The organism is Halopseudomonas oceani (assembly GCF_963677335.1).
In the GTDB taxonomy this organism is placed as follows: domain Bacteria; phylum Pseudomonadota; class Gammaproteobacteria; order Pseudomonadales; family Pseudomonadaceae; genus Halopseudomonas; species Halopseudomonas oceani.
In genome coordinates this window covers 3280233-3304496 of record NZ_OY781932.1, presented here as the reverse complement: position 1 = coordinate 3304496, position 24264 = coordinate 3280233, and the positions used below count along the sequence as shown (strand labels likewise).

21 protein-coding genes, 1 tRNA gene and 1 pseudogene are annotated in these 24264 nt (G+C 60.4%); 13 read left to right on the top strand and 10 right to left on the bottom strand.

The window, feature by feature from the left end:
* Positions 1 to 9: 9 nt before the first annotated feature.
* Positions 10 to 1593 (bottom strand): alkyl hydroperoxide reductase subunit F, encoded by a 1584-nt coding sequence (ahpF, locus tag ACKPCU_RS15410; protein WP_321348059.1) that lies wholly within the window; start codon positions 1591 to 1593, stop codon positions 10 to 12.
* Between the two features lie 102 nt (positions 1594 to 1695).
* On the bottom strand, positions 1696 to 2259 hold the full coding sequence (ahpC, locus tag ACKPCU_RS15405; RefSeq protein ID WP_104737859.1) for an alkyl hydroperoxide reductase subunit C: 564 nt from the start codon (positions 2257 to 2259) through the stop codon (positions 1696 to 1698).
* 272 nt (positions 2260 to 2531) lie between these two features.
* Here ahpC and moaC point away from each other — a divergent pair, with 272 nt between their 5' ends.
* From moaC to ACKPCU_RS15365, 8 genes and pseudogenes are all read left to right on the top strand, one after another.
* Positions 2532 to 3011 (top strand): cyclic pyranopterin monophosphate synthase MoaC, encoded by a 480-nt coding sequence (gene moaC / locus ACKPCU_RS15400; protein WP_104737858.1) that lies wholly within the window; start codon positions 2532 to 2534, stop codon positions 3009 to 3011.
* Positions 3008 to 3256: a MoaD/ThiS family protein gene (locus tag ACKPCU_RS15395; RefSeq protein WP_321348055.1), complete on the top strand. Its 249-nt coding sequence runs from the start codon at positions 3008 to 3010 to the stop codon at positions 3254 to 3256. The genes moaC and ACKPCU_RS15395 overlap by 4 nt, the downstream gene beginning before the upstream one ends.
* 1 nt (position 3257) lies before the next feature.
* Positions 3258 to 3713, top strand: coding sequence for a molybdopterin synthase catalytic subunit MoaE (gene moaE, locus ACKPCU_RS15390; protein ID WP_321351846.1), 456 nt, complete (start codon positions 3258 to 3260; stop codon positions 3711 to 3713).
* Between the two features lie 12 nt (positions 3714 to 3725).
* A complete protein-coding gene (moaA, locus tag ACKPCU_RS15385) occupies positions 3726 to 4721 on the top strand; it encodes a GTP 3',8-cyclase MoaA (RefSeq protein WP_321348053.1) in 996 nt (331 codons plus the stop codon).
* 94 nt (positions 4722 to 4815) lie between these two features.
* Positions 4816 to 6198 carry an oxygen-independent coproporphyrinogen III oxidase gene (gene hemN, locus ACKPCU_RS15380; RefSeq protein WP_104737855.1) on the top strand — a complete coding sequence of 461 codons (1383 nt, stop codon included), beginning with the start codon at positions 4816 to 4818 and terminating at the stop codon, positions 6196 to 6198.
* 66 nt (positions 6199 to 6264) lie between these two features.
* Positions 6265 to 7443, top strand: coding sequence for a hypothetical protein (locus tag ACKPCU_RS15375; protein ID WP_321348050.1), 1179 nt, complete (start codon positions 6265 to 6267; stop codon positions 7441 to 7443).
* A 128-nt stretch (positions 7444 to 7571) separates the two neighbouring features.
* Positions 7572 to 7838, top strand: a complete 267-nt coding sequence (locus ACKPCU_RS15370) for a hypothetical protein (RefSeq protein WP_321348048.1) — start codon at positions 7572 to 7574, stop codon at positions 7836 to 7838.
* Positions 7822 to 8040, top strand: a pseudogene (locus tag ACKPCU_RS15365) (chemotaxis protein); the annotation flags it as partial. The gene ACKPCU_RS15370 and the pseudogene ACKPCU_RS15365, both read left to right, overlap by 17 nt.
* A 7-nt stretch (positions 8041 to 8047) precedes the next feature.
* Here ACKPCU_RS15365 and ACKPCU_RS15360 read toward each other — a convergent pair.
* From ACKPCU_RS15360 to ACKPCU_RS15335, 6 genes are all read right to left on the bottom strand, one after another.
* Positions 8048 to 8515 carry a (2Fe-2S)-binding protein gene (locus ACKPCU_RS15360; RefSeq protein ID WP_321348047.1) on the bottom strand — a complete coding sequence of 156 codons (468 nt, stop codon included), beginning with the start codon at positions 8513 to 8515 and terminating at the stop codon, positions 8048 to 8050.
* Positions 8512 to 10767 (bottom strand): xanthine dehydrogenase family protein molybdopterin-binding subunit, encoded by a 2256-nt coding sequence (locus ACKPCU_RS15355; protein ID WP_321348044.1) that lies wholly within the window; start codon positions 10765 to 10767, stop codon positions 8512 to 8514. The genes ACKPCU_RS15360 and ACKPCU_RS15355 overlap by 4 nt, the downstream gene beginning before the upstream one ends.
* On the bottom strand, positions 10764 to 11588 hold the full coding sequence (locus ACKPCU_RS15350; protein WP_321348042.1) for an FAD binding domain-containing protein: 825 nt from the start codon (positions 11586 to 11588) through the stop codon (positions 10764 to 10766). The genes ACKPCU_RS15355 and ACKPCU_RS15350 overlap by 4 nt, the downstream gene beginning before the upstream one ends.
* A gap of 434 nt (positions 11589 to 12022) precedes the next feature.
* Positions 12023 to 12487, bottom strand: coding sequence for a bacterioferritin (gene bfr / locus ACKPCU_RS15345; RefSeq protein WP_104737851.1), 465 nt, complete (start codon positions 12485 to 12487; stop codon positions 12023 to 12025).
* Between the two features lie 219 nt (positions 12488 to 12706).
* A tRNA-Gly gene (locus ACKPCU_RS15340) sits at positions 12707 to 12780 on the bottom strand.
* A 42-nt stretch (positions 12781 to 12822) separates the two neighbouring features.
* Positions 12823 to 13821, bottom strand: coding sequence for an LLM class flavin-dependent oxidoreductase (locus ACKPCU_RS15335; RefSeq protein ID WP_321348039.1), 999 nt, complete (start codon positions 13819 to 13821; stop codon positions 12823 to 12825).
* Between the two features lie 154 nt (positions 13822 to 13975).
* Here ACKPCU_RS15335 and ACKPCU_RS15330 point away from each other — a divergent pair, with 154 nt between their 5' ends.
* Genes ACKPCU_RS15330 through ACKPCU_RS15315 form a run of 4 tightly spaced genes read left to right on the top strand, consistent with a single transcriptional unit; the run spans position 13976 to position 18261 of the window.
* Positions 13976 to 14650: a methylamine utilization protein gene (locus tag ACKPCU_RS15330; protein WP_321348038.1), complete on the top strand. Its 675-nt coding sequence runs from the start codon at positions 13976 to 13978 to the stop codon at positions 14648 to 14650.
* A 3-nt stretch (positions 14651 to 14653) separates the two neighbouring features.
* Positions 14654 to 16942 carry a putative bifunctional diguanylate cyclase/phosphodiesterase gene (locus ACKPCU_RS15325; RefSeq protein ID WP_321348036.1) on the top strand — a complete coding sequence of 763 codons (2289 nt, stop codon included), beginning with the start codon at positions 14654 to 14656 and terminating at the stop codon, positions 16940 to 16942.
* A 10-nt stretch (positions 16943 to 16952) separates the two neighbouring features.
* Complete coding sequence (locus ACKPCU_RS15320; RefSeq protein ID WP_321348034.1) at positions 16953 to 17813, top strand: DUF3034 family protein; 861 nt, start codon at positions 16953 to 16955, stop codon at positions 17811 to 17813.
* 7 nt (positions 17814 to 17820) lie between these two features.
* Positions 17821 to 18261 (top strand): group I truncated hemoglobin, encoded by a 441-nt coding sequence (locus ACKPCU_RS15315; protein ID WP_321348032.1) that lies wholly within the window; start codon positions 17821 to 17823, stop codon positions 18259 to 18261.
* On the opposite strand, the gene ACKPCU_RS15310 is transcribed toward ACKPCU_RS15315, so the two are convergent.
* Positions 18258 to 20579 (bottom strand): EAL domain-containing protein, encoded by a 2322-nt coding sequence (locus tag ACKPCU_RS15310; RefSeq protein WP_321348029.1) that lies wholly within the window; start codon positions 20577 to 20579, stop codon positions 18258 to 18260. The two genes, ACKPCU_RS15315 and ACKPCU_RS15310, sit on opposite strands and share 4 nt — an antisense overlap.
* A gap of 18 nt (positions 20580 to 20597) precedes the next feature.
* Entirely contained in the window at positions 20598 to 21785 is a 1188-nt protein-coding gene (locus tag ACKPCU_RS15305; protein ID WP_321348027.1) for a tetratricopeptide repeat protein, read from the bottom strand.
* 319 nt (positions 21786 to 22104) lie between these two features.
* Here ACKPCU_RS15305 and flhA point away from each other — a divergent pair, with 319 nt between their 5' ends.
* Positions 22105 to 24210 (top strand): flagellar biosynthesis protein FlhA, encoded by a 2106-nt coding sequence (flhA, locus tag ACKPCU_RS15300; RefSeq protein ID WP_373289764.1) that lies wholly within the window; start codon positions 22105 to 22107, stop codon positions 24208 to 24210.
* Positions 24211 to 24264: the final 54 nt, after the last annotated feature.

Here is a 24264-nt window from a genome sequence, read left to right as displayed (position 1 = left end):
TTCGCCGCGTCAAGCCAGTGCAGCTTCGCCTTTTTGCGCGGTCGCCGGATCCGGAGTGCGGATCAAGTGGTCGAAGGCAGCCAGCGCAGCGGTAGAACCGGCACCCATGGCGATGATGATCTGCTTGAACGGCACGGTTGTGACGTCGCCAGCAGCAAACACGCCTTCCAGGTTGGTCGCACCGCGGCTGTCGATCTCGATCTCGCCGAAGCGGGTCAGGTTCAGATCGCCGCCCTTGAGCCATTCGGTGTTCGGTACCAGACCGATCTGGACGAAGATACCGGCAACGTCGACCTGCTTGAGCTCCTCTGTGGTGCGGTCCTTGTAGGTCAGACCGACAACCTTGCTGCCATCGCCACGTACTTCGGTGGTCTGGGCGCTTTTGATGATCTCGATGTTGGCCATCGAACGCGCTTTACGCTGCAATACGTCGTCGGCGCGGAGGGTATCGGCGAACTCCAGCACGGTCACGTGTTCCACAATGCCGGCCAGGTCAATGGCGGCTTCAATGCCGGAGTTGCCGCCACCGATGACCGCAACGCGCTTGCCCTTGAACAGCGGACCGTCACAGTGCGGGCAGTAGGCCACGCCCTTACCGCGGTATTCCTGTTCGCCCGGTACGTTCATCTCCCTCCAGCGCGCGCCGGTGGCGAGAATGACGGTGCGGCTGCGCAGAGTGGCTCCGCTTTCCAGACCGATCTCTACGTAGTCACCGGTTTCCAGGCTGGCAGCTTTCTGTTCGGTGATGACATCCACCTCGTACTCCTTGACGTGTTGCTCCAGGCTGGCAACCAGCTTGGGGCCTTCGGTGTAGGGCACGGAGATAAAGTTCTCGATACCGACGGTATCCATGACCTGACCGCCAAAGCGCTCGGCAACGATCCCGGTGCGGATGCCTTTGCGAGCCGCGTAAATGGCAGCAGATGCGCCAGCCGGGCCGCCGCCGACAATCAGCACGTCGTATGGGGCTTTCTCGTTCAGCTCGGCGGCCTTGCGCTTGCTGGCGCCGCTGTCGACCTTGTTGACGATCTCGGCCAGTGTCATGCGGCCCTGACCGAACGGCTCGCCATTCAGGTAAACGGACGGCACTGCCATGATCTGGCGCTGCTCGACTTCGTCCTGGAACAGGGCGCCGTCAATCATCACGTGGGTGATGTTGGGGTTCAGCACGGCCATCAGGTTCAGCGCCTGGACTACGTCCGGGCAGTTCTGGCAGGACAGCGAGATGTAGGTCTCGAAGTGAAACTCGCCTTCCAGGTTGCGGATCTGCTCCAGCAGGGCCGGGTCAGCCTTGGACGGGTGACCGCCGGACTGCAGCAGTGCCAGTACCAGAGAGGTGAACTCGTGACCCATCGGGATGCCGGCGAAGCGGATGCGTGGGGTCTCGCCGGCGGCGCCGACACCCATGCTCGGGGTGCGTTGGTCTTCGGCAGAGACCAGACCGATCTTGCCGGACATGTCGGCGATTTCGGTCGCGAGTTCATTTAGTTCTTTGCCCTTGGGGCTTTCGTCTACGGACACGCTGATTTCAATCGGGTTAACGATATTCTGCAGGTACGTGTCCAGTTGTTTCTTCAGGTTGGCGTCCAACATGTGCGTGTCCTTTGAAAATGGGGTCAAATTTCGGGCATAAAAAACCCGGCCCGCCGACTGCGCGCCAGTGGCTGCGCAGCGGGCCGGGTCATCAGGCCGATCTTAGATCTTGCCTACCAGGTCGAGAGAAGGAGCCAGAGTGGCTTCGCCTTCTTTCCACTTGGCCGGGCAAACTTCACCCGGGTGAGCTGCAACGTACTGAGCAGCCTTGATCTTGCGAACCATGTCTTCGGCGTTGCGGCCAATGCCTTCGGCGGTGATCTCAACAGCCTGGATCACGCCCTGCGGGTCGATGATGAAGGTACCGCGGTTGGCCAGGCCTTGATCTTCGCGCAGGACTTCGAAGTTACGGCTGATCTGCATGGTCGGGTCGCCGATCATGGCGTACTGGATCTTGCCGATGGTTTCGGAGCTGTCGTGCCATGCTTTGTGGGTGAAGTGGGTGTCGGTCGACACGGCGTACACTTCAACGCCCATTTTCTGCAGCTCGTCGTAGTAATCGGCAACGTCGCCCAGCTCGGTCGGGCAGACGAAGGTGAAGTCAGCCGGGTAGAAGAAGAATACGGACCACTTGCCTTTTACGTCGGCTTCAGTCAGGTCGAAGAACTCGCCGTTCTTGAATGCAGAGGCTTTGAACGGCTTGATTTCGGTATTGATAACGGACATGTAGAACTCCTTCTTGAGTCGTTTCGTCGTTGGTTGAGAAGACAGGAGCTATGGTATGCGCCTGGGTTAAATACTTAAAATAAATTTCAACTAAACTGTGGATAGCTTTTCGCTATTTGGCTGCGCCGCAGGCAATTTCAAGCTAATCGCGGTCCTCTGCCTGAATTGTGCGTTGGGATGTGTGACCGTTGCAGGTGCGGTTGGTTCTTCGGGCTGTCAGCGGCAGAGGATTGCAGTAAAGTACCCAGCGAAGACGCAACGGGACTTACTTTATGCTTACTCATCTGGACGCACAAGGCCGCGCCAGCATGGTCGATGTCACTGACAAGGCCGTCACCGATCGCGAGGCGGTCGCCGAGTCTCTGGTGCGCATGCTTCCGCAGACGCTGGAGATGATCCAGCGTGGCGGGCACCCTAAGGGAGACGTCATGGCGGTGGCGCGTATTGCTGGCATCCAGGCGGCCAAGCGCACCTCTGACCTGATCCCGCTGTGCCATCCGCTGATGCTCACCAGTGTCAAGGTTGAGCTGAGCGTTGAAGCGCCGGATGCGGTGCGTATCCAGGCGCGTTGCAAGCTCGCCGGTCAGACTGGCGTCGAGATGGAGGCGCTTACGGCAGCCAGCATTGCGGCGCTGACTCTGTATGACATGTGCAAGGCGGTGGATAAGGGTATGGTGATTGAACATACCCGTCTGCTCAGCAAGAGCGGCGGCAAGAGTGGCGATTTTCAGGCAGAGGTAACATCGGCGTGATTCAGTTGCAGTTTTTTGCCCGCTACCGCGATGCGCTGGGCAGCGCCGGCGAGGCACTCGCGTGGAGCCCCGAGTTGGCCACGCTTGAGGATCTGCGTCAATTGCTGCTGGCCCGTGGTGATGCCTGGCAGGTACTCGCCGAGCCGCGGCTTATGTGTGCTCGGAACCAGGAGCTCTGCGCACTGGATACGGCGCTCAATGATGGCGACGAGATTGCCTTCTTTCCACCAGTGACCGGTGGATGATGTGTTGATCGAGGTGCAGCAGGCCCATTTTGACCCGGGTGAGCGTCTGAACCGCCTGCATGCTGACCATTTGGGTGTGGGTGCTGTGGTCGGCTTTGTTGGCTATGTGCGTGATTACAACGAGGGTGACGCGGTGGCGGGTATGTGGCTGGAGCATTATCCGGGCATGACCGAAAAGGCGCTTGCCGGTATTGTTGAGCAGGCACAGACACGCTGGCCTCTGCTGGATGTTCAGGTGCTGCACCGGGTCGGCCAACTGGAGCCGGGCGAGCCGATTGTGTTTGTTGGCGTGGCCAGCGCCCATCGGCAAGCAGCATTTGAAGCCAACGCGTTCATCATGGACTATCTGAAGACCCGGGCGCCGTTCTGGAAGCGCGAAGCGACGCCTGATGGCGAGCGCTGGGTTGAAGCGCGAGACAGCGACGAGCAGGCGCTCACACGCTGGCAGCAAGATTAGACGGGGCACCTGATGACACAGCAGAAACTGCAGGACGGACTGGGGCGAAGGATCGAATATCTCCGCATTTCAGTGACAGATCGCTGCGATTTTCGTTGTGTCTATTGCATGGCGGAAGATATGACGTTTCTGCCGCGGCAGCAGATTCTGAGCCTTGAAGAGATCGAGCGGCTGGCTCGGTTGTTTGTTGCCCAGGGTGTGCGCAAGATCCGTCTCACCGGCGGCGAGCCACTCGTGCGCCGTGGTGTGGTTGACCTCTGTGCCCGCATCAGCGCGCTGCCGGGGTTGCACGAACTGGTGATGACCACCAATGGTTCGCAGCTGACCAAGCTGGCTCGGCCACTGGCCGAGGCCGGTGTAAAGCGGCTCAATATCAGCCTCGACAGCCTCAACCCGGAACGGTTCAGGAGCATCACCCGCACCGGTGAGTTGCAGCAGGTTCTCGATGGTGTCGAGGCGGCGCGTGAGGCGGGTTTTGAGCGGGTCAAACTCAACACGGTGGTGCTCAAGGGGCGCAATCACGATGAGGTGCAGGCGCTTGCGGCCTATGTGCTGGAGCGCGGTCTGGATATTACCTTTATCGAAGAAATGCCGCTTGGCGAGGTGGGGCGCGATCGTGGCGAGGCCTATTGCTCCAGCGACGAGGTTCGTGCAGTGCTGGCCGAGCAGTATCGACTGATCGAGAGCGCAGAAAACTCCGGTGGCCCAGCGCGCTATCTGCGGGTTGACGGCTATCCGGATAGCCGGATTGGCTTCATCTCACCACATTCCCATAACTTCTGTGATACCTGCAATCGGGTGCGCCTGACCACGGAAGGGCGCCTGTTGCTCTGCCTTGGACACGAGAATGCGCTGGATATGCGTGCCCTGGTGCGGCGCTACCCGGACCGTGACGAGCCGGTGCGTGACGCGCTTGAAAGGGCGTTGCAGTATAAGCCCGCGCGGCATGAGTTCAGTGTCGGAGGTGACGTTCAGGTACTGCGGTTCATGAACGCGACTGGCGGTTAGGTTGCGGCCACGGGTCTATTGACGCTGGTCAAAACCTGGTTTGCCAGGCGGGCGTAGGCTTTCTCCCATGCCAGAGCAAAGCCGGAGTTTCCCCATGCTGCCCACTATTCGTTGGGATGCCGATCTGATTCGACGCTACGACCACGCAGGTCCGCGTTATACCTCCTATCCCACCGCCGTGCAGTTTCACGACGGTGTGAAGCCGGCAGACTTTCTGCACGCTATCGACGCTTCCCGTGAGGCTGGTCGGCAGCTGTCGCTGTACGTACATGTGCCGTTTTGCGCCAACATCTGCTACTACTGCGCCTGTAACAAGGTGATTACCAAGGATCGCAGTCGGGCGCGTGAGTATCTCGCCAGCCTGCAGCGTGAGATGGAACTGGTCAGCGCGCACCTTGGTCCAGATCAGGTTGTTGAACAGCTGCATTTCGGTGGCGGGACGCCTACCTTCCTCAGTCATCAGGAGCTGCGCGAGCTGATGGCGGGGCTGCGCAGTCAGTTTAATCTGCGTGATGACGACATCGGTGACTACAGCATCGAGATCGATCCGCGGGAGGCCGACTGGTCTACCATGGGGCTGTTGCGTGAGCTGGGTTTCAATCGCGTCAGCTTTGGTGTCCAGGATCTGGACCCTGAGGTGCAGCGAGCGGTCAATCGGCTGCAGACGCTGGAGCAGACACAGGCCGTGATGGACGCCGCGCGCACGCTTGCCTATCGCTCGATCAACATTGATCTCATCTACGGTTTGCCCAAGCAGACGCCGGAAAGCTTCGCCCGCACAGTTGAGGCGATCATCGCACTCAAGCCTGACCGGCTGTCGGTGTTCAACTACGCGCATCTGCCGGAACGCTTCATGCCCCAGCGCCGGATCAACAGTGCCGATCTGCCTAGCCCCGCGCAAAAGCTGGAAATGTTCGAGAACAGCGTGCGTCAGCTGCTGGCAGCGGGGTATCGCTACATTGGTATGGATCACTTCGCGCTGCCGGATGACAGTCTCAGCATTGCCCAGGAGAACGGCGAGCTGCAGCGTAACTTCCAAGGCTATACCACTCACGGCCATTGCGACCTGATTGGTCTTGGGGTTTCGTCGATCAGTCAGGTCGGTGATCTGTACTGTCAAAACAGCAGCGACCTCAAGGTCTACCAGGAGCGCCTGCAGGCTGATGAATTGGCCACCCAGCGCGGGCTGGTCTGTCATTCTGACGATATTATTCGGCGAGCGGTGATCAGCCAGTTGATCTGTCACTTCCAGTTGCAGTTCAGCGACATCGAGTCGCGTTTTGGCATCGATTTCCCCGAGTATTTTGCTTCTTGTCTGCCGATGCTCGAGCAAATGGCGCGAGATGGCCTGATCATTCTGACCCCGGGCGGGATTCGCGTTATGGCTGCCGGCCGGCTGCTGGTGCGCTCTATCTGCATGTTGTTTGACGTTTACCAGAGTGATGCCAGCCAGCAGCGGTTTTCGCGCATCATCTAGTGCTGCCAGCTCGACGCACTTGCCTGCTATTGTGTGGGCAAGCATGGGTCGGTCTGGGGGAAGGTCATGGGGTTGCTCAGTGAGCGCAGCAGACGTCGTCTGCTGCTGATAGCGGTTGCCGCAGCGCTGGTTGCGCTTTCCTGGCTGGGGCAGGGCGACCGCAGCTCGGCGGCTCACCTCGATGCTTCGTTGCTGCAGGCTTCGGTTGCCTTTGCTTCTGCCCGTGCGCTCAATGCACTTATTTCCGTTCTGCAATCCACCACCATCAGCTTTAGCCTGTTTGGCGGCGTAGCCGTCACGCTGGGTGAAATGCTGGACCCGTTCAACGACCTGGTCGAGCAATATGCTTACCTGATGCAATGGGCCATTGGCTCTTTGCTGGCGCAGAAGATACTGCTGGGTTTGGTCGGGCAGACGTTTTTCAAATGGCTGTTGACGCTGTCCGCAGTGCTGCTGGGTGTGGCTCTGTGGTGGCGCGGCGGACGGTATGCCGGACTGTTCGTACGGTTGTTTCTGGCCATTGCCTTTCTGCGCTTTGTGCTGGTTGCGGTGGTATTGGTCAATGGTGAGGTTGATCGCTGGTATCTGGCGCCGCAGAGCAGTGAGCAGATCGGGGTGCTTGATCGTCTTCCTGCCGAGGTTGAGGTGTTGGGGGGTGACTCTGGAACTGATGCCGCCCTGCTGGGGCAGTCGGCAGCGCAGGGGGAGCTCGATACTCGGCTGTCCAGCCTGGGTGAGCGGCGTCGACGCCTTGTTGCCGCGCAGCGTGATGCCGCCAGAGCGGTTGCCCGGCAACGGCAAGAGCTGACCTTGGTAGAACAGCAGATGAGCTGGTGGGAACGTTTGAATCCGCTGGCCGAGGTGGCACCGTATGAGCAGGCGCAGGTGCGTCTGTCGGCGCTGCGGAAAAGCTACGCGAGCCTCAGTGAGGAACTCAGAGTAGTCGAGCAGCAGCGTGCTCAGGCCTTGAAGGAGCAGCAGGCGTTGCAACGGGAACAGGGGCCCAGTTGGAGCGAGCTTGGCGAGCAGGTCGCGCGAGTGGCGGATCCACAGACCTACCTAGCCATCAAGCAGGCGCTTGACCAGGCGGTAGACAGTGTACTGCGGGTGATGACGCTGTTTGTACTGCGCACACTCGTGCTGCCATTGCTGTTCTTTTATTTGCTGCTGCGGGGCTTGCGCTGGTTGTGGCGGCTGGATGTTGATCGTCTGTTGCGCCCACCACGCCAACGGCAGGTGGCTTGATGGCGTTCTGATTGCGGCGAGATGGTATTTCGTCATCTGCGCTTGGGAATGTAGTTGGCGGCAGCGGCAATACTGTCTTGTGTTGCGCAATGACATAAAGATCGGCTCTTTCCTCGAGGCAACCCGCCATGCCGATCAAACTCAGCTTTAACCAGAAAACTCTGCTGGCTGCGTGTCTGGTGGTGATCGCTGCTTTTACTGCATTTTCAGTCTACAACGACTACCTGCAGCGTCGTACGTTGCAGGCCAGTCTGCAGACCTATCTCGATGACGCCGGAGCGCTGACTGCAGATAACATCAGCAACTGGCTTTCTGGCCGTATTTTGTTGCTGGAAAACCTGGCGCAGAACGTGCGCAGCGAGCCGCCTGAGCGAGATTACTCACGGCATCGGTGAGATCGATAACATGAACCAGTCGGTTGCGGCGGCGACCCAGGAGAAAACCTCGGTAATCGAGAGCCTGAATGTTGATATAACCGAGATCAACACGCTCAACCAAGAAGGCGTCGATCATCTGCAGGCCACTTTACGGGCCTCTGCCTCACTGGAGGATCAGGTGAGGCGTTTACGGCAACGGGTCGGCAGCTGCCGCATCTAGCTGTGCGCTAACCGGCTAGCTCGGCAATGGCCTGACGCAGACCGGAGTATCCGGTGCAGCGGCAAAGGTTGCCGTGCAAAGCCTGCTCCAGCTCCGATGCGGTTGCCTCGGGGTTGTTGCGCAGCGCTGCGGTCAGGGTGCTGGCGATCCCGGGGGTACAGTAGCCGCATTGCAGTGCCCCTGCGCTGACCAGTGATGCAGCCACGCGCTCGAATACCGGCTCATCACGCAGTCCTTCGATGGTTTCCACAGCACGGCCTTGCAGCTGGCAGGCGAGCAGCAGGCAGGCGGGTACTGATTCGCCGTCGATCAACACGCTGCAGGCGCCGCAGCGGCCGATACTGCAGCCTTCCTTCGGGCCGGTCAGGTTCAGATCCAGCCGCAGAATGTCCAGCAGGCGTCGGGTGGGCGAGACCTCCAGTACCTGCTCGCAGCCGTTCACGGTGAATTGCAGTGTCATACGGTGTTCGGTCATGCGCTTTGCTCCTGCATGGCTGCCAGCAGCGCCGCCGGGTCTACCGGCAGGCTATCCGGGCGTACGCCCGTTGCGTTCTCGATAGCGGCTGTCAGCGCCGGGCTGACGGCTTCGATTCCCAGTTCGCCGATGCCTCGCACTGGATAACGTTCGTCGTCGAGTATGTCTTCTATGACGTCGACGCGCTGCTCCGGGGCGTCGGCCAGGGTCGGAATAAGGTAAGCATCCAGATTGTCGAGCAGGAACTGTCCGTCTTGCATGGGCACATCTTCCAGCAGCGCCATTCCCATCCCCATTACTGCGGCGCCCTCGATCTGGCCGAGGTAGCTGGGGGGATGGATGACCTTGCCGCCGGCCGTAATATGGTGGAGCTGCTCGACCCGCACCCGGCCGGTCAGCCGGTCAACGGCAACGCGGGCGACAGTGGCAATCAGCAGTTGCAGGTAGCGTCCGCGCGGGACTTGGTCTGGCCCGGTAGGAAAGTTGAACTGCACCTCTAGCGTCGGAAGTTGCGCGGCGGTGCTAGCTAGCTGCGGGTAGCTGATGCACAGTTCGTCGGAAACCGAGCAGAGTCCGGCCGGCCCGGGAGTAAGGTTTTCGCTGCCAGCCAGGATGCGTAGCGCATGGATCCACCGGGGCTGCAACTGCCGCAGCGCTTCAACCGCGATCACGCTGCTGCGCGAGGCGCTGGTAGGGCCCGAATCGGGGCCGCTGGAGTCGCCGAGACGAATATCAAGGTCCGTAGCTGCACAGCCCAGGTACTCACAGGCCAGGCTCTGCACTGCGGCAATCACCCCTTGGCCGTATTCGATAAACCCGAATGCCAGTTCAATGCGGCCCTCTGCGGTGAGCCTCAGGCGCGCACCACCGGCGTCAGGCAGGCCGTTGCCGAGGCCGTTACCCTGAGCACCCAGCGCCATGCCGACGCCGGACATCCAACGGTCATCGGCAGCATGGACGGCGCGCTGCCATAACGGCGAGGACTGCGCGGCATCCAGCAACAGTTGTGGGTGGCAGGGTTGCTGCTGGGTCTGGCCCTCGACCCCGGCGTCCTCTGGTGTACGCAGGTTGCGCCGGCGCAGTTCTGCCGGGTGCAGCCCGGCGGCGGCGGCCAGCTTGTCCAGCTGGCTTTCTACCGCAAAGGTCGCCTGGTTGCCGCCAAAGCCGCGGAAGGCGCCGGCCACGCTGTTGTTGGTGTAGACCAGTTGTCCGCTCACCTTGATATTAGGGATTCGGTACAGCGGCGCAGCGGCATGATCGGTCAGGTTGGTCAGCACCGCAGGGCCAAGTGTTGCGTAGGCACCGGTGTCGAGTATTGCGTGTATCTGGTGGGCGAGTAGATTGCCTTCGGCATCGCAGCCGGTGCGGGCGATGAACTCGACCGGGTGGCGTTTGATGCCGGCGATGGTTGATTCGCGACGATCAAAGTGAATACGCACCGGGCGGCCGGTGCGCAGGGCAAGTAAGCCTGCTGCTGGCTGCATGGTCAGTTCGTCCTTGCCGCCAAAGCCACCGCCGGTTGCCAGACCCATTACGCGTACTTTCTCCAGCGGCAGGTCAAGGATGCTTGCCAGTTGCTCGCGGTCGCGATGGCTACTCTGGCAGCCAACCCGGAAGGTCAGTCCGCCTTCGCGGTCTGGCACCACGACGCCGCCCTCGGTTTCCATAAAAACATGCATCTGACGTGGCGTGCGGTAGCGGCCTTCGACCACGAACGCGCAGGTGTTGAAGGCTGTATCGACGTCGCCGTGGGCCAGTTGTGAGCTATCCAGCAAATTGCCGTCCGGGTGCAGGTGCGGGGCTCCATCTGCCAGTGCAGCGGTCGGGTCAGCCACCACTGGCAGCTCGGCATACTGCACCTCAATCAAACTCAAGGCGTGCGCGGCAATTTCAGGTGTGTCGGCGGCGACGGCAGCCAACGCATCACCCAGATAACGAACGTGATCGGTGCAGAACACCGGTTGATCACGGAAGACGATGCCGTAGGTGTTGGCCCCGGGAATGTCGGCTGCGGTAACAACGGCGTGGACGCCAGGCAGCGCTCGTGCGGGCTCAACGTTTATACCGAGAATACGGGCATGCGGATAGGCGCTGCGCAGGATTCGGCCATGCAACAGGCCGGCCCAGGTTAGCTCGTCGGTAGGGTAGTACTGCTCACCGCGCGCCTTGCTGCTAGCGTCGGGGCGCGGTTGCCAGCGTTCTGTAAAATTGTCTGCAGTCAGCGGCCGCGGTGTGAAGGCGTTGGTATTCATGTGCGGCTTTTGCTCCATTGTGCGTGCAACAGATTGGCGGCGACCTTTAGCAATGGCTGATTGATCAGTTCGGGCAGGTCGCGGGCGAGTAGCGGTTGCAGATCGGATGTGGTCAGCAGCCGTTCGCTGTCAGTTAGCGCCTGCTCGCAGTGCCTGAGCCTGCGTGGTGCCAGGCCCGCACCGCTTGCGGCCAGGCGATGCTCCGTTAGAGCCTGCCATTGCCAACAACTGGCAATGTTTAGCCGCGGCGGGTTAAAGGCTTCGCGGCTGGCGAGCTTCTCCATAAAAACGCACTGACCTGACGCCTGCGGTGGAATGCGAATATGGGTGATCAGCGCGTGTGCCGGCGGCTGGAGCAACCAGTCTGACAAGGTGCTCCGTTGCTGCTCGCCGTTGCCCTGAAGCCAATCAACCTGCGCGTCCAGCACCAACAGTGTTGGCACCAGGTCGCCGCCAAAACCGATGTTGCCGCCTAGTGTGGCGATATGGCGGATACCGGGAGCGCCTACTCCAGTCAGGGCCTCATGCAGGGCGGGCAACGCATTGCGCAGCAAAGGCTGTGTTGTCAGCGAGGAGAGACGAGTCAGCGCGCCGATGGACCAATGATCCCCCTCTTGTTGACAGCCTCGGAGTTCCTCAAGTGGGTGCAGGTTGATTGCCTGCTCGGGCCAGCAACCGGCCTTGCTCCAGCCAAGTTGGGCGGCGCTCGCCCCGGCGATGTAGGGGGCCTGATGGCGCGCGGCGAGGACGGCTGCGTGTGCGGCGCTGGTCGGCAATAGAATCCGGGTGTGGCGGCGGTCAGGGTAGGGCGGCAGGGTCACAGTCGGGCTCCATCTGGTCTGTTTCGCAGGGGATGCAGAAAGGATGCCATCCGAAGACAACCGGGCTGCTGTGCTGCTGAATACCTGTCTGAACGGTCAATTTTGTAGCGAGGCCGGCGGTTGACGAGAACTGATGGCTGCCCCTTCTGTTCTTCAAGGGTGCAGAACGGTTCTATATGGTCAGTGCTGGTGCGAAATGGCTGGCCAGCAAGTCTGTGCTGATCGGACGGTCAGGATTTTGCGGGGCTGGGTTTGTGGTCCCGGGTTGCCAGTCCGGCTGATGACCATCATTTTTTACGGCAACCTATTATGGTTGCGTGGGAGTAACCGTGGTTGCAGGGGGGCTGTTATCGGCCGCTACTTGGTAACAACGATACGAGAGTATTTGCAGCCACAAAAAAGCCCCGACATGCGGGGCTTCTTGGCAGAGGCTGTTACATCTGTGACTGCAGGTAGTTCTGTTCGCCGACCATCTTGATCAGGCGCAGTTGCTGTTCGAGCCAGTAAGCGTGATCTTCCTCGGTGTCGGCCAGCTGAACCTCGAGGATTTCGCGGGTCTGGTAATCGCCGGCGCGCTCGCACAGGGCAATGGCGTTGGCCAGGTTCTCGCGCACTTCATATTCCAGCTTGAGGTCAGACTCGAGCATTTCTTTCACGGTGTCACCGGGAGTGATGGGCGAGGGCCGCATATCCGGTTTGCCTTCAAGAAACAGCAGGCGCTTTAGAATGGCATCAGCGTGCTGGGTTTCTTCTTCCATCTCATGGTTGATGCGCTCATACAGCTTGGCATAACCCATGTCTTCATAGAGGCGTGAATGCAGGAAATACTGATCACGTGCGCCCAGCTCACCGCGTAACAGATCGATAAGGCAGTTGATGACGTCCGGATGGCCTTTCATGGCTTGGTACTCCACTGGCATTTAAGTGCTGGTCATTGTGCCGAAGCCGAACGCCGTTGTCACCCTGAAATTCCGAGAAAAAATCAATGATTACAATGGTTTATTTGCTTGCTGGTCGTAGGGAGGGAGATAAGCAGAGGCATTTGCGCTCGAGAAGTCTTCTCGTCACGCTGCAAGTATCTGATATTAGGAGTAAAGCAGAGAGAGGAAGGCAGAGGCTGGAGCGGGTGAAGGGAATCGAACCCTCGTATGCAGCTTGGGAAGCTGCCGTTCTACCATTGAACTACACCCGCGCAGGCGTCTTTTTACCAGAGTCGCCTGCGTCAGGGAAGGGGTTAGAGCTGTTGAGTGGCCTGCATCAGTAAACCATAGTTGTGCTGGCGGGCGCTCTGGTCGAAAATCGGGCTGTTGACGATCAGCTCGTTCGCGCCTGTGCGCTCGAGCAATTCCGCCATTTGCGTGCTCACGCTTGCCGGGTCACCGATCAGGCTGCCAGCCAAGGTCGACATCACTTGATGACGCTCATGCGGTTGCCAGAGTGACTCCATATCATGGGTCGGCGGTGGCAGTTGTCCGGGTGTGCCGCGGATCAGGTTGAGAAACGCCTGCTGATGGGAACTGGCCAGGTAATGGGCCTGCTCGCGATCGTCGGCTACATAGGCATTGATACCGAGCATGGCGTAGGGCTCGCTGTATTCGTCGCTAGGGCGAAAGCTCTCGCGGTACAGGCGCAACGCGCTGAACAGATAGTCTGGCGAGAACTGGCCGGCGAAGGCGAAGGGCAGTCCAAGCCGCCCTGCCAACTGGGCGCTAAAGGTACTTGAGCCCAACAGCCAGATCGGGATATTCAGTCCACCGCCTGGCACAGCGCGCAGACGTTGACCTGGTTCGATTGGCGCGAACAGCCGGCGCAACTCATCGAGCATTTGCGGAAAATCTTCGCCGTCGGTACGGCCGCGACGCAGGGCGTTGGCGGTTGCCGGATCGGTACCCGGGGCACGGCCCAGCCCCAGGTCAATGCGGCCGGGGTAGAGCGACTCCAGGGTGCCAAACTGCTCGGCAATCTGCAGCGGCGCGTGGTTGGGTAGCATGATGCCGCCAGAGCCGATGCGAATGCGTTGCGTACTGCTCGCCAGATACCCCATGACCACCGAGGTGGCGGCACTGGCGATGCCGGTCATGTTGTGGTGCTCGGCGACCCAGTAGCGCTGATAACCCAGTGCTTCGCAGTGCCGGGCCATGGCCTGGGCGTTGTGCAGGGCGTCCGTGGCGGTGGCGCCTTCGCTGATTGAGCAGAGGTCCAGTACGGAGAGAGGAAAAGTTGAGCCGGGCATCTTGGTTCCTGCATATCGGTGTGCAATCCGGCTATGCTAGCCTCCTTTGGCATTGGGTGACACCGCAGCACGCTTATCGTCGTGAAGGGCGGGCCGTAACGGCAGTAGGCGGAGACGCGTCGAACGGGCTTCGTTTCGTTAGGGGGATAGTATTGTGCGGAAGGTTAGGGATGCGGGAAGCGTAAGCCGTTTCTGGCTGCGTTTTGGTCTGCTGCTGTTGGCACAGACGCTGTTGCTGGAATCGAGCCTTGCGGCGCAAATCAGGCTGACTGATGAGACAGGCGCACCGCTGGCCAATGCTGTGCTGTTGATTGACGGGGTGCCGCCCGCACCGGACGACAGCTATGTGATGGATCAGGTTGATCGTCAGTTTAGGCCGCATGTACTGGTCGTGCCGGTCGGAGCGCGGGTGGATTTTCCCAACAGCGATGATGTGCGTCATCACGTCTACTCCTTCTCCGAAGCAAAGTCATTTGAATTGCGCCTGTTCAAGGGTATGGACGCGCCTCCGGTGACCTTTGACCAGGCGGGCGCAGTCGTATTGGGCTGCAATATTCACGATGCGATGGTCGGCTACATTCTGGTTACCGGCAGTCCCCGCTTTGCAGTAAGCGATGCGTCGGGCCGCGTTTCCCTGCCCGATTTGCCTGCAGGCACCTGGCCGGTCTCGTGGTGGCATCCCAGCCGCTTCCAGCAGGCGCCGGCCTCACTGGGAGAGCTGGATCTGGGGCAGGACGGGTTGGTTGTGAGTTTGCCGCTCACGCCTGTTCCGGAAGAGCCCGCGCAACCCCTGTCGCCGCTGCAACAGCGCTTCAAGTCGGTGCAGTAGCCTATGCGCTTGGGATACCTGAGGACGCGGCTGATTCTGACGTCAGTAGGTCTGCTTGCGCTGGTCCTCGGCGCGGTGTTTCTGGTGGTTTATACCGCAACGGACCTGTCCGCCAACCGACAGGCACAGAAGCAGTTGCAGGTGGGGAGCAATGTATTCAGCAATCTGCTTGAGGCGCGTGCGCATGAGTTGGTGGCTGCGACTGAGATATTGGTCGCCGATTTTGGTTTTCGCCAGGCGGTGGCTACCGGCGATCAGCCGACGATTCGTTCAGCGTTGCTCAACCAGGTCAGACGTATTGGTGCTGACCAGGCGATGTTGTTTGACGCCCAGGGGGTGATGCGTATCTCTTCGGTCAGGAAGGGCGATTCCGTTCCTGGCGATGTGCAGGCGCTGCAGCGCCTGTCCGACCAGGCCATGATTGCGATTATTGACGATCAGCCCTATCTACTGGTCGAGGCGGTGGTAAAGGCGCCGGTAGTGCTCGGTCAGGTTGCGATGGCCTTCAGCCTGGATGAAGAGCTGGCGCGCGAACTGCAGAAGCTCACCGGGCTGGAAATACGGTTTGTCAGCAGCCACGCCGGTAACGTCATGACGAGCTTCTCGACGCTGACTGATACCACGCTTGAAATGCGCGCTGCTGACGGCGGGGAAGTGATGGAAACCGAAGGGTACCTGACCACCGTCTTCACGCTGCTCGAACAATCCGAGTATCGGGTTGAGGCCCAGTTGGCCAGCCCACTCAGTGATACCTTGGCGAGCTTCGACCTGCTCAAGCGGGAGCTATTGATCATTACCCTGGTAGCGTTGCTCGCGTCCTCGCTGCTGGCGGTACGCCTGTCGGGTAGCCTTGCCCGGCCGGTTGCGCAGTTGGCTGAAGCGGCGACCCGCATCGGTCGCGGTGACTACACCGGTCAGGTCCGACTTGATCGCAATGATGAGCTGGGGTTGCTGGCAGAGCGGATTGATGCCATGCGGGTCGGCATCGCCGAGCGTGAAGACCTGATTGTGCATAACGCTTTACACGATCCGCTGACCGGGTTGCCGAACGTTGGGGTTGTCCGGGAGCAGCTCAGAAGCGCGATTGCCGGTGGGCAGGGCGGGGTGCTGGCGCAGTGCAACCTGCTGACTGCTGACCTGCTGCTGAAGGCCCGCGGGCAAGACTTCATGGATACCTTGATACGGCAGTCGGTGGCCAGCCTTGAGGGCTTTCTGCCTGCCAATGTGCTGCTGGCTTGGCAGCCGGGCAGCGGCTTCTTGTTGCTGCTTAAGGGGCGCGAGCTGGAAGAGGCCGTGGTCATCATGGACGGCGTACTGGCTCGGCTCGGGGAGAAAATGCAGGTGCAGGACATCAAGCTCAGCTCGCAGTGGCTGGCTGGGCTGGTGGCCTGGCCGCTGCACGGACGTGATCCGCAGGAGCTGCTGCGGCAAGCAAGTATCGCGCTGAACGATGCTGCACCCGGTGCAGAGCGTATCGCTGTTTATCAGACGCAGAGTGATCAGGCCTATCAGCGGCGTATTCGTTTGGCACGGGATCTGCGCTACGCTCCGCAACACCATGAGCTGAGCGCGGTATTCCAACCCAAACTTGATCTGGCCTCCGGCGAGGTACGGCAGGTTGAGGCACTGATGCGCTGGCAGCACAGTGAGCTTGGCATGATCCGGCCTGACGAGTTTATTCCGCTTGCCGAGCAGACCGGCAGCATCACTATGCTCACCGAGTGGATGATCGCGGCAGTGCTGTCGCAGCTACGTGACTGGATTGACCGCGGCATTCACCTGCAAGTCGCCATGAACCTGTCAGCGCGTGACCTTGATGATCCCGAGTTTCCACGGCGCGTCGAGCGGATGCTGCGTGCCCAGCAGATCAGTCCGGATTATCTCTCTTTGGAAGTGACCGAAAGTGCGGTCATGCGCGACCCGCAGGCCAGCATTGACAGTCTGCTGGCATTACGCGATCTGGGGATTACTCTGGCGGTGGATGATTACGGAACCGGCTATTCGTCGCTAGCGACGCTCAAGAGCTTGCCGGTCCAGGATTTGAAAATCGACAAGTCCTTTGTCCTGCAGCTGGGCGAAAACAGCGATGATGCGGTGATCGTGAAATCGACCATCGAGCTTGCCCATAACATGGGGCTGAAGGTCATCGCTGAGGGAATTGAAAATGCCGGTTCGCTCGCCTGGCTCAAGGCACGTCATTGCGATGTGGTTCAGGGTTACTTCATAAGCCGTCCGCTGTCTGCCGCTGATCTGGAGCGCTGGATGGATGAGACGCGCGGAACGTTTGTTTAGATGGGCTGCCATGAAAAAAACTGCTTTGTGTGGAATCGGCTTGCTGTGCCTGGCGGGCACGGTCTGCGCTGATACCGGTGGCCGCCTGCTGGCGACCGGAGGGGTGACCAACATCGAAGGCTCAGCCGGCGGCGGCATCGTGCCGTGGGCGGTACTGTCCGGCTACGGTGCTCGGGGCGAGTGGGGCGGTGATGCGTTTGCTACTCGCGTCGACACGGGGGACTATCGGCTCGACGCCTTCGGTGCTTCGCTGGCATTCAACAACCGGGTGGAACTCTCGGTGGCGCGGCAGCGACTGGATATGGATGCGTTGACCAAGGCGGCAGGCCTGCCGCATAAGAGTCTCAATCAGGATATCTTTGGCGTGAAGCTGCGGTTGTTCGGGGACCTGGTGTACGACCGCTTGCCGCAGGTCGCGCTGGGCGCGCAGTACAAGCGTCAGACTAACTTTCTGATCCCGTCGCTGGTTGGTGCCCGTCGGGATTCGGATACTGATTATTATCTCGCCGGCTCCCGCCTGTTCCTGGGCGCAGTGGGCGGCTACAACCTGCTAGTGAACGGCACACTGCGCTATTCGCGGGCCAATGAAACCGGGCTGTTGGGTTTTGGTGGTGACCGGCGTGACAGTCGGACACTGCTCAAGGAGGGGAGTGTGGCGCTGCTGCTCAACCCTCGCTGGGTGGTGGGGGTTGAGTATCGGGAGAAGCCGGACAACCTGTCGTTTGCTGGCGAGAGCGATTGGCAGGATGTGTTTGTCGGTTATTTCCCGAGTAAGCGTCTGGCTCTGGCTGCTGCCTGGGCTGAGTTGGGCGAGATTGCCACGCTGGAGGACCAGCGAGGCCTCTTCCTTTCCATGCAGCTGAGTTACTGAGGTTCCCATGCGCAGACGATTACGTGCGACGGCTAGTGTTGCGCTTATTCTGTTCGGCCTCGTCGGGTGTGCTGCCAGCCCGGCGCCGGAGAACGACAGCCTGTACCAGGCGATGGGAGGCCAGGCTGGCATCAATCGCGTGGTGGAAGGACTGTTGTACCAGATCGCGGATGACGAGCGTATTGTTCATCACTTCGCTGACACCGACATAGCGCGATTGCAGGAAAAGCTGCAGGAGCAGTTCTGTGTCGAGGCGGGAGGCCCTTGTGTGTATTCCGGCGACAGCATGGCTGACGTGCATGCCGGATTTGAGCTCACCGAAGCGGACTTCAATGCGCTGGTTGAAGACCTGATTGCGGCGATGGAGGCCGAGCAGTTGCCGGTGACAGTGCAGAATCGCCTGCTGCAGCGGCTTGCGCCAATGCGCGCAGATATTATTTACCGCTAGCTGCTGGTACCCGGCTTGTCGGCGTCAAGCATCCTGATCTCGGTGATCAGGCTGGCCGAGGGCATACCGATTGCTGCCCCCTGGGCAAAGTGAATGCCCAGCGCTTGAACCTTCTTCAGAACAGCAGGGCTGTGCACGAACTCTGCGACGGTCTGGATGCCGAGCTCTTCGGCGAACTGGACGATGCCACGGCACAGGGTGAGTGCAGTCGGGTTCTCGTCCAGCTGGCGTATCAGGCTGCCATCGATCTTGATCAGGTCGACATTGAGCCGCATCAGGTGCTCGAAGTTGGAGTAGCCGGTGCCGAAATCGTCGATGGCAATGCGGCAGCCCAGCGCCTTTGCGCGGTCGATAAACTGGCGCACAGCGGCGTAGTTTTCGATCCCTTCGGATTCCAGAATTTCGAAGATGACACGCTCACCTATGACGTGGCTGTCGACGGTCGTGATGATGTAATCGGCCAGCTCGGGGTCAAGTAGGTCCTCGCAGGACAAATTGATGGAGAAGCTGTACGGCTGATCAGCGAAGCGCTCAATCGCACTGTCGATCATGCAGCGGGTAATTGCGCGGTACAGGCGTACTTTTTTCGCCAGATCGAGAAAGTGAATAGGGCTGACCGGTTCACCCTGCTCGTCGATCATCCGCACCAGGCATTCGTATTTTTCGATACGTTGGCTCGCGACATCCATGATCGGCTGGAAGAAGGCGACGATACGCTGCTCGTCCAGAGCTGCGCGCAGCCGGTTGGCGCCAATCAGATTCTGCTCGTAGCCCTCGCGAATGCCCTGGCTGGCGTCGTAGAACACAAAACTCTCATTATCGGTGCGCGCGAGCTCCAGTGCGATGTTGGCCGCCGGCAGCAGCTGCTCCCCGGTCAGGTCCCGGGCATCACGTTGATTGCAGCACGCGACGCCGACGCTGGCACTGAGCGGGATGTCCTGTTCCTGCCACTGAATGTTCAGGTTGCTGATGAAGTCCAGCAGTCGCGTCAGGGCTGGGGCCAGCTGCTCCTCGCTGTGATGGCCGGGCAACCAGATTGCCAGTTCGTCGGCCGGCATGCGGTAAAGGCGGCTGCCGCGCCAGTCTGCACGTTCATCCAGGTGCTGCTGCAAGGCCTCGGCCAGCGTCGCGATGACATGGTCACCACACTGGTGGCCATAGAAATCGTTGATCTCCTTGAAGGCATCCAGGTTTAATAGCAGCAGGCTGGCGGTGTGGGTCTTTTTCAGGTCGGCCAGCAACCGTTCGCGGTTTGGCAGATGGGTGAGGGTGTCGGTGTAAAGGTTGTGCAGCTGGCGTAAGGTGCCGGCGACCAGATACAGGATCAGCGCCGAAATAATCAGCATAATGGCGCCGGCAAGCAGCTGAATCCGGGTGCTGCTTTCGCGCATTGGGGTGAGCACCGCATCAATCTCTGACTGTGGGACGCCGATACCAAAGATCATGCCGGCCCGGGTCGGGGAGAAAAACAGGCTGTAATCCTGCTGGCCAACGTGATGCAGCAACTGCTGCATGGGGGAGGCCAGTTGCCGGGTGTTGATGACCGGCACCGGCGCTTCCTGCAGCCGCTGATGCAGTTGCAGCGCAGTGACACTGTCGATCAGTTGCTGGGCACGGTCGACGTCAGGGGCGTCGGACAGGCTGGACAGGTTGCGGTTCTCGTGGTCGAGCAGGAACGCAAAGGTGCTGGGGGTGACTTCGACTCGGCTTACGGTGCGAATGACGTCGTCTGCCAACCAGTCGGTCATCGCCAGACCAACCGGGCGGCCGGTCTGGTCGCGAATCAGTGTGGCATGGCTGATCACCACACTGTTGATGCTGCTTTTGTAGTAGGCAGCTGTCCATTGCTGGGCGGGGTCCCCAGGGCTGGGCAGGTCACGCAGACGCAGGAACCAGCCGCTGAGGCGTTGCTGCTCGTCTGCACTGAGCGGCTCGACCTGGACGCTCTGTCCCTGACGATAAGCGTAGCGGGCGGGGCGACCCCCTTCTACATACCATAGACTGCTGCCGTAACTGTCGGGCAGATCCTGCAGTGCGTTGCGCAGGGTGCTGGCCAGCGCTGCCGGCTCCGACGGTGTGCGTAGCAGCAGGCCGCCGGCGCGGGCAAGGCCGCGAGTGCTTTGCTCCATCAGGCGGTGATGGGCGTTGATACGGTCAAGGTTGGCGTAGAAGGTGTCGGTAATCTGGCGTTCGCGCAGCTTGCCCATGGCATTTTCGGCGAACTCCAGATTCAGGCTGGCGATCAGCCAGCTACCAACCAGAAACAGCCCGACCAGCAGGCTGAGTAGAACCATGATCGCGCGTTTGACTGGCAGCATCCTTGTTACCCGAGTGTGTTAGCGGCTATTGAGGCGCTGTTGCAGAGCGCTGCGCGCGCTGGTCAGCTGGTCATTGCTGAGTTGGCCTGACAGCTGTTCGACGTAGCGACGGCTGCGAGACTCCCCGTTCATCAGCGCAAGGCTGAGCCAGAAGTAGGCCTGCTCCAGGTCTTGCGGCCCACCGTCGCCTTGCAGGTAATCAAGTCCCAAACGGTACTGTCCTTCGGCGGAGTCACGCTCTGCGGCCTCGCTGAGCCACTGGCGAGCGGAGGCCGTGCCGGGATGGCTGCGCGCGAGCTGCAGCATGGCGGGCACGTGCTCTGACAGCGCAGCACGGCGCAGCTGACCTTCAGCCTTCTCCGGGCTGACAGCGGTCCCGGTTCCGTTCAGGTAGGCCAGGGCCAGTTGGTAGCGGGCCTCGGGTTGGCCACTGCTTGCTGCCTTTTGCAGCCAGGTGAAGGCTTCGATGTCGCTCTCGCTGCTGTTTTGCTGTTGCAGCAGATCGGCCAGCAGCAACTGGCCCGCGGTGTCGCCCTGATCGGCAGAAGCGCGCGCCCAGCGCAGCGCCATGCTGCTCTGTCCGGTGCTGCTGACAATGCTCGCCAGGTGATGCTGGGACTTGGCATCGCCCGCGGCAGCTGCCGCTTCACAGGCCGTAGCGGCCTGGCTGTAGTTGCGGATGGCGAACAGCAGATAGCAGTTTTCCTGCTGGCTGGTCGCTGCACTGCTGCTGCCGGAGCTGCTGGTGGTCGTGCTGGCGGCAGGCGCTTCGCTGGGTTGTGGTACCCGGGCGGCAAAGTCGCTCACCTGCTGAGGGCAGGAAAACTGATAGCCAGCACGTAGTCGTTGCAGGTTCTCGCGGGTGGGTTGCTCGGCCTGGTAGCGTTGGCCGATTGCCTTGCAGCGGGTGTCTCGTTCTTCCTGGACCAGTGGCACGTAGTCAGCGTAGTCCGCGTCGTTGGTGTGTTTGTTCAGGTAGCGGGTGAGCGGGTCAATATACTGCTGCGCAAACAGGGCCTCGACTTCCGCGTGACGTTGCTGGGCCGCCGGGTCGTCGGTCAGCCTGCTCGCGAGTTCAGCCAGGCGCTGGCTTTGGGTCTTGATCACGTCGCCCGACCGGCTGAGGAGGCTATCGGGTTGAGACAGGCTTTGGCATCCGGTGAGGGTGATGCTCAGTCCCAGTAACAGGGCGATGTACGCGCGCATGATACCTCTCGAGTTACGGCCGGCTGGGGCGGGATGGCTGGCCGTGGTGACAGTGTATGGCGAAGCTCAGTGTGGCGCTCACGCGCCTGCCGAGGCAGTAGTCTGGCCTTCCTTTGCCGCTATATCGCCAAGCAGTTTATCAGAAGGTTTGCCGGGACGAACCAGAACTCGACTGCGGGCGGGCAACCATTGGTAGATCCGCTCTGGCGTCGCTGGTTCTGAAACTGGAACGCTTCTTGCGTAGACCTCGATACAACGCAATCTGCGTCAAATATTTGATCTGGGGACCTTTTCATCGATGGCTGTTGATCGCGCGCAAATGATGGGCACTATGCGGACCAACCTGGCCGGTTTGCGCCACGGCAGTCTGGGGATCCCTATTTTGCTGTTGGTGATGCTCGGCATGATGATGCTGCCGATCCCGCCGTTCCTGCTCGACGTTCTGTTTACCTTCAACATTGCCCTGTCGCTTGTGGTATTGCTGGTTGGCGCCTACGCCTTGCGCCCGCTTGACTTCGCGGTGTTCCCGACAATTTTGCTGGTAGCGACATTACTGCGTCTGGCGCTGAACGTCGCCTCCACCCGTGTGGTGCTGCTGTATGGCCACGAGGGGGGGGATGCCGCCGGTAAGGTGATTCAGGCCTTCGGTGAGGTAGTTATCGGCGGTAACTATGTGGTCGGTCTGGTGGTGTTCGCGATCTTGATGATCATCAACTTCGTGGTCGTCACGAAGGGTGCCGGGCGTATCTCGGAAGTGAGCGCGCGCTTCACTCTGGATGCAATGCCCGGCAAGCAGATGGCGATTGATGCCGATCTCAACTCGGGCCTTATTGATCAGGAACAAGCCAAGGCACGTCGTCAGGAAGTCGCCCAGGAGGCCGAGTTTTACGGCTCCATGGACGGTGCCAGCAAGTTTGTTCGTGGTGATGCCGTCGCCGGTCTGCTGATTCTGTTCATTAACGTGATTGGCGGCCTTGCCATCGGTATGGCCCAGCACGGCCTGCCGTTCGCCGAGGCGGGTCGGATCTACGTACTGCTGACCATTGGTGACGGCCTGGTGGCGCAGATTCCGTCGCTGCTGCTCTCGACGGCTGCTGCGATCATGGTTACCCGTGTATCGACCTCCGAGGACATGGGCGCTCAGGTGCAGCGCCAAATGTTTGCCTCGCCCAAGGCGCTGGCGGTCGCGGCGGCGATCCTTGTCGTCATGGGCTTGATTCCCGGCATGCCCCATTTCTCGTTCCTGAGCCTCGGGGCATTGGCTGCTGGTGGTGCCTACTTCATTGCCAAACGTCAGCAGGTCAAGGCCGAGGAAAAGGTTGAGGCCGAGCGTCAGCAGGCGCAACTACCCGCGGTACAGTCGCCCGAGACCCGTGAGCTGGGTTGGGACGACGTTACTCCGGTGGATATGGTGGGGCTGGAGGTCGGCTATCGGCTGATTCCGCTGGTTGACCGCAATCAGGGTGGCCAACTGTTGGCGCGAATAAAGGGCGTGCGCAAGAAGCTGTCGCAGGACCTGGGTTTTCTGATGCCGTCGGTTCACATCCGCGACAACCTGGATCTGGCGCCCAATGCTTATCGCCTGACGCTCATGGGGGTGGGTGTTGCCGAAGCAGAGATCTACCCCGATCGTGAGTTGGCGATCAATCCGGGTCAAGTGTTTGGCGAAATCAAGGGCGTGCCCGGCAAGGATCCTGCGTTTGGTCTGGATGCGGTCTGGATCGAGCCGAGCCAGAAGGATCAGGCGCAGTCGCTCGGCTACACCGTGGTGGATGCCAGTACCGTGGTCGCCACGCACATCAACCAGATTCTCCACAAGCATGCCCATGAGCTGATCGGTCACGAAGAGGTGCAGCAGTTGATGCAGGTGCTCGCCAAGGCCTCGCCCAAGCTGGCGGAGGAGCTGGTACCGGGGCTGATTTCCCTGTCGAATCTGCTCAAGGTGCTGCAGGGATTGCTGCAGGAACAGGTGCCGGTCAGGGATATTCGGACCATCGCCGAGGCCATCGCCAACAACTCGAACAAGAGTCAAGATACCGGCGCACTGATTGGCGCAGTCCGGGTCGCGTTGTCGCGCTCAATCGTGCAAAGCATTGTGGGGCTTGACTCTCAGCTGCCTGTGATCACGCTGGAGCCAAGGTTGGAACAGATGTTGCTACAGAGTATGCAGAAGGCCGGTCAGGGCGCAGACGACGGTATGTTGCTGGAGCCTGGCATGGCTGAGAAGTTGCAGCGCTCGCTGTCCGATGCCGTACAGCGGCAGGAAGTGCAGGGCAAGCCGGCAGTGCTGCTGGTGGCGGGGCCGATTCGAATGATGATGGCCAAGTTTGTCCGCTACGCAGCCCCGGGCGCCCATGTACTGTCCTACCAGGAAATTCCGGACAGCAAGCAGGTCACCATCATTGCGACGGTTGGCCAGAACTGAACTGCAGCACTCTGAATGAATGACAGCAGCCGCCAGCGGGCGGTGCCAGAAAAG

Excerpts from the sequence above, each read along its gene's own strand:
- ahpF (WP_321348059.1), bottom strand. The coding sequence starts at position 1,593 with ATGTTGGACGCCAACCTGAAGAAACAACTGGACACGTACCTGCAGAAT.
- ahpC (WP_104737859.1), bottom strand. The coding sequence starts at position 2,259 with ATGTCCGTTATCAATACCGAAATCAAGCCGTTCAAAGCCTCTGCATTC.
- moaC (WP_104737858.1), top strand. The coding sequence starts at position 2,532 with ATGCTTACTCATCTGGACGCACAAGGCCGCGCCAGCATGGTCGATGTC.
- moaA (WP_321348053.1), top strand. The coding sequence starts at position 3,726 with ATGACACAGCAGAAACTGCAGGACGGACTGGGGCGAAGGATCGAATAT.
- hemN (WP_104737855.1), top strand. The coding sequence starts at position 4,816 with ATGCTGCCCACTATTCGTTGGGATGCCGATCTGATTCGACGCTACGAC.
- ACKPCU_RS15375 (WP_321348050.1), top strand. The coding sequence starts at position 6,265 with ATGGGGTTGCTCAGTGAGCGCAGCAGACGTCGTCTGCTGCTGATAGCG.
- ACKPCU_RS15370 (WP_321348048.1), top strand. The coding sequence starts at position 7,572 with ATGCCGATCAAACTCAGCTTTAACCAGAAAACTCTGCTGGCTGCGTGT.
- ACKPCU_RS15360 (WP_321348047.1), bottom strand. The coding sequence starts at position 8,515 with ATGACCGAACACCGTATGACACTGCAATTCACCGTGAACGGCTGCGAG.
- ACKPCU_RS15355 (WP_321348044.1), bottom strand. The coding sequence starts at position 10,767 with ATGAATACCAACGCCTTCACACCGCGGCCGCTGACTGCAGACAATTTT.
- bfr (WP_104737851.1), bottom strand. The coding sequence starts at position 12,487 with ATGAAAGGCCATCCGGACGTCATCAACTGCCTTATCGATCTGTTACGC.
- ACKPCU_RS15335 (WP_321348039.1), bottom strand. The coding sequence starts at position 13,821 with ATGCCCGGCTCAACTTTTCCTCTCTCCGTACTGGACCTCTGCTCAATC.
- ACKPCU_RS15325 (WP_321348036.1), top strand. The coding sequence starts at position 14,654 with ATGCGCTTGGGATACCTGAGGACGCGGCTGATTCTGACGTCAGTAGGT.
- ACKPCU_RS15320 (WP_321348034.1), top strand. The coding sequence starts at position 16,953 with ATGAAAAAAACTGCTTTGTGTGGAATCGGCTTGCTGTGCCTGGCGGGC.
- ACKPCU_RS15315 (WP_321348032.1), top strand. The coding sequence starts at position 17,821 with ATGCGCAGACGATTACGTGCGACGGCTAGTGTTGCGCTTATTCTGTTC.
- ACKPCU_RS15310 (WP_321348029.1), bottom strand. The coding sequence starts at position 20,579 with ATGCTGCCAGTCAAACGCGCGATCATGGTTCTACTCAGCCTGCTGGTC.
- ACKPCU_RS15305 (WP_321348027.1), bottom strand. The coding sequence starts at position 21,785 with ATGCGCGCGTACATCGCCCTGTTACTGGGACTGAGCATCACCCTCACC.
- flhA (WP_373289764.1), top strand. The coding sequence starts at position 22,105 with ATGATGGGCACTATGCGGACCAACCTGGCCGGTTTGCGCCACGGCAGT.